12 protein-coding genes are annotated in these 14,469 nt (G+C 64.5%); 3 read left to right on the top strand and 9 right to left on the bottom strand.

Features of this window, described 5'->3' with window-relative positions; genetic code table 11:
* Nucleotides 1-74 precede the first annotated feature (74 nt).
* Nucleotides 75-3,452 carry an EAL domain-containing protein gene (locus AC07VS_RS10185; RefSeq protein WP_494750890.1) on the bottom strand — a complete coding sequence of 1,126 codons (3,378 nt, stop codon included), beginning with the start codon at nucleotides 3,450-3,452 and terminating at the stop codon, nucleotides 75-77.
* A 173-nt stretch (nucleotides 3,453-3,625) separates the two neighbouring features.
* On the opposite strand from AC07VS_RS10185, the gene AC07VS_RS10180 reads away from it, so the two are divergent.
* Entirely contained in the window at nucleotides 3,626-4,192 is a 567-nt protein-coding gene (locus AC07VS_RS10180) for an adenine phosphoribosyltransferase (protein WP_492348579.1), read from the top strand.
* A 25-nt stretch (nucleotides 4,193-4,217) separates the two neighbouring features.
* Here AC07VS_RS10180 and AC07VS_RS10175 read toward each other — a convergent pair whose 3' ends face one another.
* From AC07VS_RS10175 to rpmH, 8 genes are all read right to left on the bottom strand, one after another.
* On the bottom strand, nucleotides 4,218-4,952 hold the full coding sequence (locus AC07VS_RS10175; protein WP_492348580.1) for a hypothetical protein: 735 nt from the start codon (nucleotides 4,950-4,952) through the stop codon (nucleotides 4,218-4,220).
* A gap of 71 nt (nucleotides 4,953-5,023) precedes the next feature.
* Nucleotides 5,024-5,515 carry a Crp/Fnr family transcriptional regulator gene (locus AC07VS_RS10170; protein ID WP_492348581.1) on the bottom strand — a complete coding sequence of 164 codons (492 nt, stop codon included), beginning with the start codon at nucleotides 5,513-5,515 and terminating at the stop codon, nucleotides 5,024-5,026.
* A 77-nt stretch (nucleotides 5,516-5,592) separates the two neighbouring features.
* Nucleotides 5,593-7,101 carry a glycosyltransferase gene (locus AC07VS_RS10165; RefSeq protein WP_494750889.1) on the bottom strand — a complete coding sequence of 503 codons (1,509 nt, stop codon included), beginning with the start codon at nucleotides 7,099-7,101 and terminating at the stop codon, nucleotides 5,593-5,595.
* Nucleotides 7,102-7,227: 126 nt separating this feature from the next.
* Nucleotides 7,228-8,640: a tRNA uridine-5-carboxymethylaminomethyl(34) synthesis GTPase MnmE gene (gene mnmE / locus AC07VS_RS10160; protein ID WP_494750888.1), complete on the bottom strand. Its 1,413-nt coding sequence runs from the start codon at nucleotides 8,638-8,640 to the stop codon at nucleotides 7,228-7,230.
* A 77-nt stretch (nucleotides 8,641-8,717) separates the two neighbouring features.
* Nucleotides 8,718-10,379 (bottom strand): membrane protein insertase YidC, encoded by a 1,662-nt coding sequence (gene yidC, locus AC07VS_RS10155; RefSeq protein WP_494750887.1) that lies wholly within the window; start codon nucleotides 10,377-10,379, stop codon nucleotides 8,718-8,720.
* A complete protein-coding gene (gene yidD, locus AC07VS_RS10150) occupies nucleotides 10,376-10,672 on the bottom strand; it encodes a membrane protein insertion efficiency factor YidD (protein ID WP_494750960.1) in 297 nt (98 codons plus the stop codon). Before yidD ends, yidC begins: the two co-directional genes overlap by 4 nt.
* Nucleotides 10,672-11,175, bottom strand: coding sequence for a ribonuclease P protein component (locus AC07VS_RS10145; protein WP_494750886.1), 504 nt, complete (start codon nucleotides 11,173-11,175; stop codon nucleotides 10,672-10,674). The genes yidD and AC07VS_RS10145 overlap by 1 nt, the downstream gene beginning before the upstream one ends.
* Nucleotides 11,176-11,210: 35 nt before the next feature.
* Complete coding sequence (gene rpmH / locus AC07VS_RS10140) at nucleotides 11,211-11,345, bottom strand: 50S ribosomal protein L34 (RefSeq protein ID WP_006299042.1); 135 nt, start codon at nucleotides 11,343-11,345, stop codon at nucleotides 11,211-11,213.
* Nucleotides 11,346-11,697: 352 nt separating this feature from the next.
* On the opposite strand from rpmH, the gene dnaA reads away from it, so the two are divergent.
* Both dnaA and dnaN read left to right on the top strand, forming a co-directional pair.
* On the top strand, nucleotides 11,698-13,119 hold the full coding sequence (gene dnaA / locus AC07VS_RS10135) for a chromosomal replication initiator protein DnaA (RefSeq protein ID WP_492348586.1): 1,422 nt from the start codon (nucleotides 11,698-11,700) through the stop codon (nucleotides 13,117-13,119).
* Nucleotides 13,120-13,313: 194 nt separating this feature from the next.
* Complete coding sequence (gene dnaN / locus AC07VS_RS10130) at nucleotides 13,314-14,420, top strand: DNA polymerase III subunit beta (RefSeq protein WP_492348587.1); 1,107 nt, start codon at nucleotides 13,314-13,316, stop codon at nucleotides 14,418-14,420.
* Nucleotides 14,421-14,469 lie beyond the last annotated feature (49 nt).

Below are 14,469 nucleotides of genomic sequence, written 5' to 3'. Positions count from 1 at the left end.
CTGGATCACATATTACGAGCGGAAATGAGCCCGATCAAGCATTTTTAACAAATAATTCAAATTTCAAACGATATTTATGATTTATCGCGCCCCTCAAGCACCAGGGCGTCAAGGGCCACGGCGGGGACGGGGCGGCTGAACAGGTAGCCCTGGAAGGCTTCACAACCATTGCGCATCAGGAATGCGCGCTGGCCCTCGGTCTCGACGCCTTCGGCCACCACCGCCAGGCCCAGGCTGGCCGCCAGCGCAATGATGGTGCGGGCAATGGTGGCGTCGTTGGGATCGGTGAGCACGTCGCGCACAAAGGACTGGTCGATCTTGAGCTGGTCCAGCGGCAGGCGCTTGAGGTAGCTGAGGCTGGAGTAGCCGGTGCCGAAATCGTCCAGCGAGAAGCCCACCCCGCGCATCTGCAGCCGGGTCATCTTGGCGATGATGTCTTCGACATCGTTGAGCAGCAGGCTCTCCGTGAGCTCCAGCTTGAGCAGGCTGGGCTTCGCCCCGGTGTGAGCCAGCACAGCCACCACGGCCTCGACGAAAGCCGGGTCGCGGAACTCGCGCGCGCTGACGTTGACGGCCATGGTGAGGTGCGCCATGTCGGGGTTGTCGGACCAACTCACCAACTGACGGCAGGCCGTTTGCAGCACCCAGCGCCCCAAGGGCAGGATCAAGCCGGTCTTTTCGGCCAGCGGGATGAACTCGGCCGGCGAAATGTGGCCGCGCTGCGGGTGGTTCCAACGAACCAAGGCCTCCACGCCCTGGATGCAGCCGCGCCCATCCACCACGGGCTGGTACAGCAGGCGGAACTCACCGCGCTGCAGGGCCTGGCGCATGTCGGACTCCATGGCCGAGCGGGCGCTGACGGCCTCCTGCATGCCGGGGTCAAAAAAGCACAGGGTGTTGCGTCCGGCGGCCTTGGCCTGGTACATGGCCAGGTCGCCCCGCTTGAGCAGCTCATCAGGGGTCAGGCGCGAATCGCTGAACAGGGCAATGCCGATGCTGGGCGTGCTGTGGTGCAGGCTGTCGCCGATCGGATACGGTTGATTGAGGGCTTGCAGAATCTTTTGCGCCACCCCCTCCGACACGGCCACGGCCTCGGCGGGCTTCGGTCCCAGGTCATCCAGAACCACCACAAACTCGTCGCCGCCCAGGCGTGCCACGGTGTCGTCGGGGCGCACGCAAGCCACCAGGCGCGTGGCCACCTGGCTCAGCAGCTGGTCGCCGCGATCATGGCCGAGGGTGTCATTGAGGTCCTTGAAGTTGTCGAGGTCCAGAAACAGCAGCGCCCCGTGCCGCTCGCCTTGTCCGCAGGCGCGCAAGCCATGGCCCAGGCGCTGCAACAGCAGGCGCCGGTTGGGCAGGCCGGTGAGCTCGTCATAGAACGCCAGCCGCTCGATGATGGCCTCGTTGCGCTTGCGCTCCGTGATGTCACGCCCCACCCCCAGGTAGCCCTTGAACTGACCTTGCGCATCAAACAGCGGCGCACCACTGACCGACACCCAGCGTCCCAGGCCGTCACTGCTGCCGATGCGCTGCATCTCGAAGTCGTAAAAGGGTTCATGCGCTTCCAGGGCGCGGCGGTGCTCCGCCCATTGGGCCGCGTCCAGGTTGGCCGCATCGATCTCCCAGCGGGTGCGACCCAGGGTCTGCTGCTCGCTCAGGCCGCTGCGGCCGTCATGATGGCCATCAATGCGGACAAATCGGAAGTCGGCATCCTGCTCCCAGTACCAGTCGGAGGACAGCAGACTCAGGTGGCGCCAGCGCTCCTCGCTCTGACGCAGGGCCTCCTGGGCGTCGACGTAGGGGGTCACGTCATTGAAGGTACGCACCCAGCCGCCCCCCGGCTGCGGGCGCGAGCGCACCTCCAGCACGCGGCCCGAAAGGGTGCGTCGCAGGTACTGATCGGGCAGATCACGGCCGTCGGTGTGGGGATTGGCCACCAGGCCCGCCCGGGCCTCTGGCGAGAGCAGTTCAAGTTCAGGCCCCAGATCCCCGCGCATGACCTGGAAGCGAAGCAGCTCCTCCGCCGTGACACCCGGCCGGAGCACGGGCTCGGGCACGTCCACGAGCTCCTGAAATCGGCGGTTGTAGAACCGGAGCACGCCCTGTTCATCAAAGCTGGCGATCCCCTGGCTGATGGTGTCCAGCGTGAGTTCCAGGGCCCGGGTTTTCTGGGCCAGTTGTTCGGTGGCCTCGCGCAGTTGCTCCTGAGCCTGGCGGCGCTCCAGGCGGGCTCGCCAGGCCAGCATCAGGTGGCTGGCGGTGTTGAGCAAGGGATCGAGTTCCACCCAGTCGGGACTTGCCACCGAGGCATCGAACACCAGCCCGACGCAGGCCACCACACGCCCGTCGGAGGCCATCGGAATCACTTGCCAGCGCCGATCGCCCACCTCAGCCTCGGTGCTCATGGTCTGCTGGACGCGCCCCGGCTGCGGCCCTTGGGTCAGGACTTGGGTCATCCACGTGCGGAAGGCCTCAGGCAAGGTACCGACCACGGCCTGCGCGGACCACACCGGGTCCTGCCGCGGCCCGGGCGTGCGCTCGAACACCCCGGCGGCCCGGGCTCCGGTGATTTCGAGCACAAACCCCATCAACCCTTCGAAGGCCGAATGAGGTTCGGCATTCGCGATGAAGGCACTCTGGGCCCGCGACAAGGCCTGCAACAGCCGGTGCTGGCGGTTGAGGGCCACATCGGCGCGATGGCGGGCTGTGACGTCCATGTAGGTGCCACTGATCAGCCGGGCCTGTCCCGTCGAGGACCAATCGACCACCCGGCCGCGGCTGGCCACCCAGATCCAGTGCCCGTCGCGGTGGCGCATGCGGTACTCGGCTTCGTACGCGGCTTGTGTGCCAGCCAGGTAGTCGTTCAGTGCGTCCTGGACCAAGGACCAATCGTCTGGGTGGACCAGGCCTTGCCAGGTGTGGATCGAGTTCTGGGCCTGGGGGTCATCCAGGCCCAGCATCTCGAGCCAACGCTGGCTGAGCCGGACCTCGCCGGTGAGCAGGTTGCGCTGCCAGAAGCCGAGGCCTGCCCCTTCCAGCGCCATCTCGGACAGGGCCGCGGATTGCTGGAAGGCCTGCTCCAGCCGGGCCTTGTCGACCGCCCCCAGCACCTGACCCGGCACCGTGAGCAAGTAGCCCAGCCGCGTGTCCTGGATCAGGTAGTCGACGAAGCCTTCACGCAAAGCCCTGGCGGCAGCCCCTTCGCCGCCTTCTTCAACCATGATCACCGCCGGGATCTGCCCCAGTGCCTCGAGCAGATCGAAAGCAGAGCCGTCAGGCAGTTGGTTGCCGACGAGGGCCGCGTCGAAAGGCCCCTGTTGCAGCCGGCCCAGCGCCTGCGCCACAGAGCCCGCCAGCACCACGCGCCAGGACGGGTGCTCGCGCGTCAGCATGGCGCACAAGGCGGTCCGGTGCGCACCATCACGCTCAATCAACAACAGGGCGATCGCCATAGGGTAGGAAGTGGCTGGGTCAGCCAGAGGGTTTCCCTTGGATTATGAGCGCGACTTTGAAAGGGAATGCAAGCGGCCCGCGGCAGGACAAGACGCAAAGACTGAGCCAGCAAGGGCAGAATGCGGGCCACATTCATCAACAGACAGGTGCTTCTTGCGAAGCCCGCCAAGCCATGAACCGCACCGAATCCTCGCTGCATGTCAGCCAATACCTCAAAGACCACATCCGGACCGTGCCCGACTGGCCCGCCCCGGGGGTGCAGTTTCGTGACATCACCCCCTTGCTGCAGAACCCTCGGGTGTTCCGGGTACTGATCGATGCCTTTGTGCACCGTTACCTGGACCCGGCGCTGCGTCCGGACGTGGTGGCCGGCCTGGACGCACGTGGCTTCATCCTGGGGGCCGTGGTGGCCTACGAATTGAATGTGGGCTTCGTGCCCATCCGCAAGAAGGGCAAACTGCCGTTCACCACGGTCGAGGAGACCTACGAACTGGAGTACGGCAGCGCCACGGTGGAACTGCACACCGATGCGGTCAAGCCTGGCGACCGGGTGTTGCTGATTGACGACCTGATTGCCACGGGCGGCACCATGATGGCCGGCCGGCGACTGCTGGAGAAACTGGGTGCGGTGGTCACGGAGGGGGCGGCCATCGTGGACCTGCCCGAACTGGGCGGATCACAACGGCTGGTGGACAGCGGACTTCCGCTGTTCACGCTGGTGGATTTCGAAGGCCACTGACACCCGGCCTGGTCAGGCCTGGGCGTCACAGATCGCCGTACTGCGTATTGCTCAGGGCCTGCGGGCGCGAATCATCGGAGTCGTGCCCGGGAATCCGTTCGGTGTCCTCAAACCCCGTGGCCTGGGCGGACATGCGCGGCCCGCTTTGCAGCGTCTGCCCGAGCGCGGGCTGCGCCGCGCCGATCTCGGCCAAGGCCTTGTGAAAGGCGGCCACTTCGTCAGACTGGATCGGCTCGAAACGTGGGGCTTGGGGCGCCGATGCCGGAACGGCCGGCACCGCCGCGGAACGCCGCTCTGGCGCCAAGCCGGTGGAGACATGGTTGTTCAGGCGCCAGTACACCGCGGTGACCAGGATCTGATGCCGTGCCCTGGCCGTCTGGGCCAGCAACACCTCGATTTCGCTCAGGCGCATGTTGTCGCTGGTCACGTCGGGCGAGATGTCCATCATCACCAGGAACTGACGCCCTTGCTGGTCCAGCGAGAGCACCTTGAATTTGTAGCGCGAAGACAGCACCCCGACACGGGCCATGGTGTCTCGCACCACGCCGTACAGCAATTCACGGCGGCCGTGCCGTTCACTCTTGCGGTGTGGGGCCTGCGCCTCATCGACCGCTGGCGCTGAACGGGCCTTGTCTTTCGGTGGAGTGGCATGCCCCGGCCTGGGGTGCAGCGGGCGTGTGTGGTCCATGTGCTGCAGGCCCGAGGAATCAGGCAAGGCACGCGGGGGCTTTTTGCCAAACAACCACGCAAGCAGGGACATCGACGCATTCCTTTACAAAGTGGCCAAGGGTAGCCCGAAAACCTGACTTGGAGATGAAAAAGAGCAGGCGCTCAAGTGCTGGCCACGCGGCGGCGGCGCTGCCGCATGCGGCGCGCCATCACCGAGCCCAAGGCGAGGCTCAAGGCTAGCGCGAGGGCCGACTGGCGATTGGCCAGCTCAACAAACCGCAATGGATTCAGGGCCCACAACTGGCAGGCGTTGTTCGCCTGCACGGTGGCGCTGCGGGGTTGATGGGAAAAAAACGCCCCCTCACCGACCACCGACCCCGCCCCCACCATGGCCAGGCGCAGGCGGCCCTTGTCGTCCTCCAGGTGCACGCTGAGCGTGCCCCGCTCGACCAGGAACAGCGTGCGATCGAGCACACCCTTCTGAAACAGCACCTCACCCGAGGCCAGGGTCAGGGGTTGCAGGTAAGCGGCCAGGGTGTCCCACTGCAAGGCAGACAGGTTCAGCTCCAGGCGGTCTTCTGGCGGAGCATGGGCCAGGGCCGCCAACAGGCCCTGAAGATCGGCTTTGGCAACAGCGGGCAAGGGTGGATACATGATGCGGCGAAGTTAACGCCGTAACAAAAAGCGCACAAGGCACACCACGCCTCAAAGCACATTCGGAAACACTTGTTTCAGGTCTCGCCCTCCGGCGGCGTGATCAAGACCAGGGTGGCAGCCGGGAGGTCTGACGGCCAGGCCAGGCCCAGCTCTCGGGCGATCAGGAGCTTGAGGGCCAGGGTGTCGAAGAACTGGCCGGCCAGGGCCTGATGGTGGTGCTGGAGGCGCTGCAGATCGATCTCGCCCGCCTGGATCTCCAGCGTGGCGAGCAGAGCAGCGGCACCATCCTGCCCCGGCAGCAGGGCCGACTGCGCCAGGGTGTGGGCCGTGGGCAGGTCGCCCGTGAGCTCAGCCAGTCGGGCACTGACGCGCAGCCGTTCACTGAGCGCCGCTGGCGGGGCCTGCGGGCCGGCTTGCATGGCCCCGATGGCCTGGGCAGCGGCCACCCATTCGAACTGGGCCAGCAGGATTTCAACGCCTTCCCCCTCCAGCGCAGCGCGTTGCAGGGGCGTGGCGGTGCGCAGCCCCTGCTGCACGTGGGCCTGCGCCTGCGTGAAATCACCCTGCTGCCGGGCCATCCAGGCCAACCACCAGCAGGCCTGGGCCGGGCTGGCCTGAGGGTCGGCCTGCCAGGCAGGGTGCGGGGCCTTGGCCGGTGCGGCCAGGTATCGAAGCAGGCTGTGGCGCGCCGGCGCCCACTCGCCAGCACGGGCCCAGGCACAGCCGGTGGTGAAGTCGAACACCGGGCCATGCAGATCGAGCATTCGTTGGCAGGCCCGCGCAGCGTCCAGCAGGCATCCCTGATTCACCCAGGCGTCAACCGCACGGGCCAGCAACTGGGGCAGAAAGGGCAACGTGCTTTGCTCGGCCACCGGCAATTGCAGGACGCGCCCCAGGGTGGCCTGCAGCAGCGCCGCCTGTTCGACCCGCTGGTGGGCCGGCAGCGACATTGCCAGCTTGAAGGCTGGGTAGAGGGCATCGGGGGCCTCCTCGTGCACCCGCTGCAGCAGGGCCAGGTTGCGTTCGCGCTTGCGTTCACGCTCGCTGGCCTGCACGTAGCCGTGATCGCACAGAGCGACGCCCGACTCAGGCCAATGGCTGCTGCCGATGGCCAGCAGGCTGTCGGCCACATCCTCGTGCACCCGGCCCTGGAAACGGATGCGGGCATCACGCCGAAACAGGCGCAGTTGCGGAAACGACTGCAACACGGCCAGGGCACGCCCGTCATGCAGTGGATTGGCCAGGTCATCAGCCGCCGCCGTGAGCAGTTGGATGGTGACCATCTGGGCCAGAACATCCTGCCGCTGCAGGGCCCACTCCAGAGCGGGCAGGCTGGCTGGGTCGAGTTGCTGGTCAGCATCCAGGCACAGCACCCAGTCGCCCGTGGCAGCTTCGAGGGCCACGTTGCGGGCGCGCGCAAAGTCATCGCACCAGGCAAAGTGCAGCACCCGAGCGCCCAGGGCCTGGGCGATCGCAGGGCTGTCGTCGGTGCTGCCGGTGTCGACCACGATCAGCTCTTGCGCCAAGCCCCGCACCGAGCCCAGGGCACCGGGCAGGTTGGCAGCTTCGTCACGGACGATCATGCACACGCTCATACGTGGGCGCTGTGAAGGCAAAGAAGTGGGCATGGCGGAGCAGGGCGGTGAAAGTGCCCCAGTCTAGAACGGTGGCCGCGCCCCGATGCCTGGGACAGACGGCACTGTGCCGTCTTATTTGCCGATGCAGAACTTGGAAAAGATCACGCCCAGCAAATCGTCAGGCGTGAATTCGCCGGTGATCTCGTTCAGGGCGCCCTGCGCCAGGCGCAGCTCTTCGGCCAGCAGGTCCAGCGCCTGGGCCTGAGCGGCCAGACAGGCGTGGGCCTGGTCGAGGTGCGCCTGCACCCGCAACAAGGCCTGCACGTGGCGCTCGCGCGCGATGTAGACCCCCTCGGGGGCCGACTGCCAGCCGGCCATCTGCAACAGTTGCTGGCGCACCAGGTCCAGGCCCTGGCCGGTACGGGCCGACAGCCGCAAACCCGACAGTTCTCCGTCGGCCGAGTCAGCGGCCTGGTCGACCTTGTTCCAGACATGCAGCACAGGAACCCGGGCCGCCAGGGTGCTGGCCAGGGTGTCGGCAATGGCCTGATCGGCGGCCTGGTAATCGACCTGCTCGGCCCGGGTGAGGTCGTGCAAGAAAAGCACGGCATCGGCCGCGGCGATCTCGCCCCAGGCGCGCTCGATGCCGATGCGTTCCACCTCGTCCTGGCTGTCACGCAGGCCGGCGGTGTCGATCACATGGATGGGCACGCCTTCGATCTGGATGGTCTGCTCCACCTTGTCGCGGGTGGTGCCGGCAATCGGGGTGACGATGGCCAACTCAGCCCCGGCCAGGGCATTGAGCAGGGAGGACTTGCCCGCGTTGGGCTGACCTGCGATCACCACCTTGATGCCCTCACGCAGCAAGGCACCTTGGCGGGTGCGCTGCTGCACGCGTTGCAGGCTGGCACGCAGTCGGTCCAACTGGCCCTGGGCATCGGCTTTTTGCAGAAAGTCGATCTCCTCTTCGGGGAAGTCGAGCGTGGCCTCGACCAGCATGCGAAGGTGGATCAGCGCGTCGCGCAGTTGTTGTACCTCACGCGAGAACTCGCCCGACAGCGATCGCCCGGCGCTGCGGACGGCGGCTTCGGTGCTGGCGTCGATCAGGTCGGCGATGGCCTCGGCCTGGGCCAGGTCGATCTTGTCGTTCAGGAAGGCCCGCTGAGTGAATTCGCCCGGCTGCGCCACCCGCAGCCCCGGCAGGCGTGCGCGTCCGGTGGCAGGGTCGGTCTCGGCGGCAGCCTGAAGGCAGCGTGCCAACAGCAGCTGCAGCACCACCGTGCCGCCGTGCGCCTGCAGCTCCAGCACATCTTCGCCGGTGTAGGAGTTGGGTGCTGGAAAGTGCAGCGCCAGGCCATGGTCAATGGGCTGCCCCTGCGCATCGCGCAGGGGCAGGTAGGTGGCCTCGCGGGGGCGCAGCGTGCGCCCGCACAGGGCCAGCACCAGCGGCCTGACGTCGGGGCCACTGATGCGCACGATGCCCACGGCCCCGCGCCCGGGGGCGGTGGCAATGGCAACGATGGGGTCGGATTGGCGGGCCAGCATGGCGGGGCTCCTTCATCAAAAAAGGCCGGCCAACTTGCGCTGGACGGCCTCGATCGAACCGAAGTTCAGGGCTGGGCTCAGTTCACGCCGAGCCGCTTGTTGATCACCCATTGCTGGGCGATGGACAGGATGTTGTTGGTGATCCAGTACATCACCAGACCGGCCGGGAAGGCAAAGAACATCACGCTGAAGACCAGGGGCATGATCCACATCATCTTGGCTTGCATCGGATCCGGCGGGGTGGGATTGAGCCAGGTCTGCAGCAGCGAAGTGCCGGTCATGATGACGGGCAGGATGTACAGCGGGTCTTTGGCCGACAGGTCAGTGATCCACAGAATCCAGGGCGCATTGCGCATCTCGACACTGGACAGCAGCACCCAGTACAGCGCAATGAACACCGGGATCTGGATCATGATGGGGAAGCAGCCCCCCATGGGGTTGACCTTTTCCTCGCGGTAGATGCGCATCATCTCCTGCTGCATCTGCTGAGGCTTGTCTTTCAGGCGCTCACGCATCTCGGTGATCTTGGGGTTGATCGCCTTCATCTTGGCCATGCTCGAATAGGCCTTGGCGTTGAGCCAGAAGAACGCCGCCTTCAGCAGCACCACCAGACCCACGATCGACCAGCCCCAGTTGCCCAGCAGGCCATGGATCTTGTCGAGCAGCCAGTACAGCGGCTTGGCCAGGATGGTCAGCCAGCCGTAGTCCTTGACCAGTTCCAGGCCCGGGCTCAGCGCTTCGAGTTTCTTTTCTTCCTCAGGGCCGGCATAGAAGCGGGCGTCCAGCGACTGGCTGGCGCCTGGCGCGATGCTGGGCAGGGTGGTGATCATGCCCACCGAATACAGGTTGGTGTCCACCTTGCGCATGAACAGGTCGCGCTGCACACCATCCGCCAGCAGCCAGGCGCTGGCAAAGTAATGCTGCACCATGGCGACGTAACCATTGGCCGACTCTTTCTGGATGTCGGCCTTGCCGTTTTCGATGTCCTTGAACTCGACCTTCTGGTACTTCTTGGCTTCGGTGTATGCAGCCGGGCCGGTGAAGGTGGAATAGAACGAGGATTCGCCTGGCGGCTTGTTGCCATCGCGCACCAGCTGGAAGTAGATCTGCGGGGTCACAGCGGCGCTGCCGGTGTTCTGCACTTCGTGCTTCACAGCCAGATCGTAGGCGCCACGGCGCAGGGTGTAGGTCTTGATCAGCTTCACGCCGCCCAGGTCAGGCGACTCGAAGCGCACGGTCAACTCGCTCTCGCCGTCCTTGAGGGTGCGCGGGCCGGGCACGACGTTCATCGGGGTCTTGTGGGTGGGGAAACCGCCACCGATCAGGCCCGTCTGGGCCACGTAGACGCGGTCCTTGCTGTCGTCCAGCAAGACCACAGACCGGTCCTTGTGCTCAACGTCCGAATACTTCAACAGCTCGGCCTTGACCAACGAACCACCCTCGCTGTCAAAGGTCAGCTTGAAGACGTCCGTGGTGACCTCGACCGACTGACGGGGCGCCGGTGCAGCCACCGTGCCAGCAGCCGGCAACTGAGCCGTTGCATTGCTGACGCTGGTGGGCACAGCCGCACTGCCAGCCACCGCGGGCTTGGCCGCGCCTTCTGCCGCAGCCGTGGCCGCGGGGGCGCTGCTCGGGAAGAACATGGCCTTGTTTCCGTTGTGGACTTGCCATTTGTCCCACAACAGGACCATGGAGAACCCGAAGATCACCCACAAGATGGTGCGGCGAATGTCGTTCATGAAGACTTCTTTTGCGAAGAATGTTGGGAAATGGGGGCACAAGCAGAGACGCCCCCCAGCCTGAACAGCCGGGGACGCTCGGCGGGGACCGGATCGGCTCCACCGGCACACCAGGGGTGGCAGCGTACCAGACGCCGCAGGGTCAGGTAACTGCCGGCCGCAGCATCGTGCTGCTCAAGGGCCTGCAATGAATAGACAGAACAGGTCGGCTCGAAGCGGCAGGCAGAGCCCAGCCAAGGGCTCAACAGCAGGCGATACGCGCGAACCAGACCGATCAGCACACGCTTCATCATCATGCAACTCCTGGCTCAACCGCCGCTGGAGCAGGGGCCAAAGGCGCCGCGCGAGACGGCGATACACACGCGCGCCGAAACAGCTGATTCAGCTCGGCACGCACGGCTTGGCGCAGTACATCGGAAGTGGCGCTGACAAATTGCTTGCGGTCAAAGCTGGAGCGCAAACGCACCACATGGGCGGCAACCATCAGGCGAGGCTCGAATTCCGCCCCCAGCGCGTAAATCTGGCGCTTGATGGTGTTGCGGGTCACGGCCCGCTTGGCCCAGCGCTTGGGCACCATGGCGCCAAGCCAGGGCTGCCCTGAAACGGAGCCAGGAACGACAAAAAGAGCCTGATCATTTCGCACTGGCGAAACATCAGGCCCTTCTTGAGGCCGAACCGTCGACGCCGCAGCGTCGGCGGAGAGCACCAGGCGGTGCAAAGCAAAGTGCGGTGTGCGAGACACCGTACCACCCGCCATCGCGGCCTGGAACTGCGGACGGGTTTTCAGCCGTTGCACGAGAGCAGCCCGGAGTTCACCAGGCAATGCCTGGCTTAGACAGCCAGACGCTTGCGGCCCTTGGCGCGGCGTGCGTTGATCACGGCACGACCACCACGGGTCTTCATGCGGACCAGGAAGCCATGGGTGCGGGCGCGACGGATTTTGGAAGGTTGGTAAGTGCGTTTCATGATGAATTCCTAGAGGTTCAGTTCTGGCCATTCGTTCATGCACTGCTCGTGCAACGCCGTCAAACCTGCGCCTGACAACCTTGCTGCAAACCGCGCCCAAACCAGGGGCCTTGTTCTAATCGCCCGACTGAAGCAACTACCGTAGCAGCTACCGCATTCGGGGAAACCCATGATTATCGCAACATTTCATGACCGCGACAAGTACAAGCACATTTTGAAGGTCTTTGCCAGTTGCCGCCATGCCGTGATCCGAGGGCAGGGGCTTCAGCGCTTCAGGTTGTGGATAACCATTTGACAAACTAGAATCCAGCCCGCTGTCCGCAATTGACTATCCACAGAAAACAGACCAAGAATGACCGAGGGAAACCTGAACAGCGCCACCGAGAGCGCATCCCCGAACGCAGGACACAGCCTCTGGCAGGCATGTATCGAGCAACTCGCCCAAGAACTGCCTGAACAGCAATTCAACACCTGGATCAAGCCCCTGGTGGCCCAGGCTCCGGACGACCTGTCCAAGATCACCATCTACGTTGCCAACCGCTTCAAGCTCGACTGGATCCGCGCCCAATACGCCAGCCGCATCGCCCAGATGCTGGAGCGCCTGTATGGCCAAGCCGTCCCCATCGAGTTAGCGCTCACTCAGCGAGAACCCGCGGCCAGAGCTTATTCTGCGCCCACTGCATCGATGGCCTCCGAGCCTCAGCAAGCCCCTGAGCCGACCGCTCCCAGCGAAGACCCGGGCGCCGGCACCTTCAAGAACCGACTCAACGCGGCCCTGACTTTCGACACCCTGGTGGAAGGCACGGCCAACCGCATGGCACGGGCCGCCGCCATGCACGTCGCCGGCACGCCGGGCCACCTCTACAACCCCCTGTTCATCTATGGTGGCGTGGGCCTGGGCAAGACCCACTTGATGCATGCGGTGGGCAACCGCCTGCTGGCCGACAAGCCAGACTCGAAAGTTCTCTACATCCATGCCGAACAATTCGTGTCGGATGTGGTTAAAGCCTATCAGCGCAAGGCTTTTGACGAGTTCAAGGAGCGCTACCACTCGCTCGATCTGCTGTTGATCGATGACGTGCAGTTCTTCGCCAACAAGGACCGCACGCAAGAGGAATTCTTCAACGCCTTCGAAGCCTTGCTGGCCAAGAAATCACACATCGTGATGACCAGCGACACCTACCCCAAGGGTCTGGCGGACATCCACGAGCGCCTCGTCTCACGCTTCGACTCGGGCCTGACCGTGGCCATCGAGCCCCCTGAGCTCGAAATGCGGGTGGCGATCCTGATCAACAAATCACGCGCCGAAGGCACCGAAATGCCCGAAGAAGTGGCGTTCTTTGTGGCCAAGAACGTGCGCTCCAACGTGCGTGAACTCGAAGGCGCACTGCGCAAGATCCTGGCTTACTCGCGTTTCAACCAGAAAGAAATCTCGATCCAGTTGGCCCGCGAGGCCCTGCGCGACCTGCTGTCAATCCAGAACCGCCAGATCAGTGTCGAGAACATCCAGAAGACCGTCGCCGATTACTACAAGATCAAAGTGGCCGACATGTACAGCAAGAAGCGCCCGGCCAGCATCGCCCGCCCGCGCCAGATCGCCATGTACCTGGCCAAAGAACTGACCCAGAAGAGTCTGCCCGAGATCGGCGAACTGTTCGGTGGCCGCGACCACACCACCGTGCTGCACGCGGTGCGCAAGATTTCGGGCGAGCGCCAGCAGCTGACCGAACTCAACCAGCAGCTTCACGTGCTGGAGCAAACCCTGAAGGGCTGATGTGATGAAATGCGCACCGGGCCAAGGCGTGCCCCCAGAAGCCCGAACAAGCGGGGCCTTGACTCAAAAACGCCCCGAAAAACGGTGAAAATGGCGTGTTTCCAGGGAGGGCCTCGGGTCGGTGCTGTGCCGAACCGCCCCGGCACCGGAATGTCGCTTGAAGCTGCTACAAAGAATTTGAACTAGAGGTTGACATGATCGTCCTGAAGGCCACACAAGACAAAGTCCTGTCGGTTCTGCAATCGGTTGCAGGCATTGTCGAGCGCCGCCACACCCTGCCCATCCTCGCCAACGTGCTGATCCGCAAGACCGGCAGCGCGCTGCAACTGACCACGAGCGATCTGGAAATCCAGATCCGCACCACCGCCGAGCTTGACGGTGATGCCGGCAACTTCACCACCACCGTGGGGGCTCGCAAGCTGATCGACATCCTGCGCACCATGCCGGGCGATCAGACCGTGAGCCTGGAGTCCAGCCAGAACAAGCTCATTCTCAAGGGTGGCAAGAGCCGTTTCACTCTGCAGACCCTGCCGGCAGAAGACTTCCCGCTGGTGCAAGAGGCCGCCAACTTCGGCCCCGAGTTCAGCGTGCCGCAAAAGACACTCAAGAGCCTGCTGGGTCAGGTGTCCTTTGCCATGGCCGTGCACGACATCCGCTACTACCTCAATGGCATCTTGTTCGTTGCCGAGGGCAAGACCCTGAGCCTGGTCGCCACCGATGGCCACCGCCTGGCCTTCGCCTCGGCCACCCTGGACGTGGAAGTGCCCAAGCAGGAAGTGATCCTGCCGCGCAAGACCGTGCTCGAACTGCAACGCCTGCTGTCCGATGCCGAAGGTGGCATCGAGATGCAGTTTGCCAACAACCAGGCCAAATTCAGCTTCGACGGCATGGAGTTCGTCACCAAGCTGGTCGAGGGCAAGTTCCCCGACTACAACCGGGTGATCCCCAAGGGCCACCGCAACAGCCTGACCCTGGGCCGCACCACCTTGCTGGCCAGCCTGCAGCGCACCGCCATTCTGACCAGCGACAAGTTCAAGGGCGTGCGCCTGAACCTCGAGCCTGGCACCCTGCGCATTGCCTCCAGCAACGCCGAACAGGAAGAAGCGGTCGACGAACTCGACATCGACTACGGCGGCGACACCATCGAGATCGGGTTCAACGTCACCTACCTGATCGATGCCCTGGGCAACATGGACCAGGACATGGTGAAGATCGAGCTGTCCGACTCCAACAGCTCGGCCCTGGTCACCATCCCCGAAAACGACAGCTTCAAGTACGTGGTGATGCCGATGCGCATCTGAGGCCCCTCCAGCAGAACCAAGGCCTTGCGCACAACGCCACAACCCTGAA

Source organism: Curvibacter sp. GW821-FHT01G03 (assembly GCF_059422285.1).
Note: the sequence above shows the minus strand (reverse complement) of the source record. Positions and strands in the feature narration are given on the sequence as shown.

Coding starts and splice junctions, on each gene's coding strand:
- yidC (WP_494750887.1), bottom strand. CDS start 10,379: ATGAACGACATTCGCCGCACCATCTTGTGGGTGATCTTCGGGTTCTCC.
- AC07VS_RS10165 (WP_494750889.1), bottom strand. CDS start 7,101: ATGATCGTCCGTGACGAAGCTGCCAACCTGCCCGGTGCCCTGGGCTCG.
- yidD (WP_494750960.1), bottom strand. CDS start 10,672: ATGATGAAGCGTGTGCTGATCGGTCTGGTTCGCGCGTATCGCCTGCTG.
- AC07VS_RS10185 (WP_494750890.1), bottom strand. CDS start 3,452: ATGGCGATCGCCCTGTTGTTGATTGAGCGTGATGGTGCGCACCGGACC.
- AC07VS_RS10170 (WP_492348581.1), bottom strand. CDS start 5,515: ATGTATCCACCCTTGCCCGCTGTTGCCAAAGCCGATCTTCAGGGCCTG.
- dnaA (WP_492348586.1), top strand. CDS start 11,698: ATGACCGAGGGAAACCTGAACAGCGCCACCGAGAGCGCATCCCCGAAC.
- rpmH (WP_006299042.1), bottom strand. CDS start 11,345: ATGAAACGCACTTACCAACCTTCCAAAATCCGTCGCGCCCGCACCCAT.
- dnaN (WP_492348587.1), top strand. CDS start 13,314: ATGATCGTCCTGAAGGCCACACAAGACAAAGTCCTGTCGGTTCTGCAA.
- mnmE (WP_494750888.1), bottom strand. CDS start 8,640: ATGCTGGCCCGCCAATCCGACCCCATCGTTGCCATTGCCACCGCCCCC.
- AC07VS_RS10175 (WP_492348580.1), bottom strand. CDS start 4,952: ATGTCCCTGCTTGCGTGGTTGTTTGGCAAAAAGCCCCCGCGTGCCTTG.
- AC07VS_RS10180 (WP_492348579.1), top strand. CDS start 3,626: ATGAACCGCACCGAATCCTCGCTGCATGTCAGCCAATACCTCAAAGAC.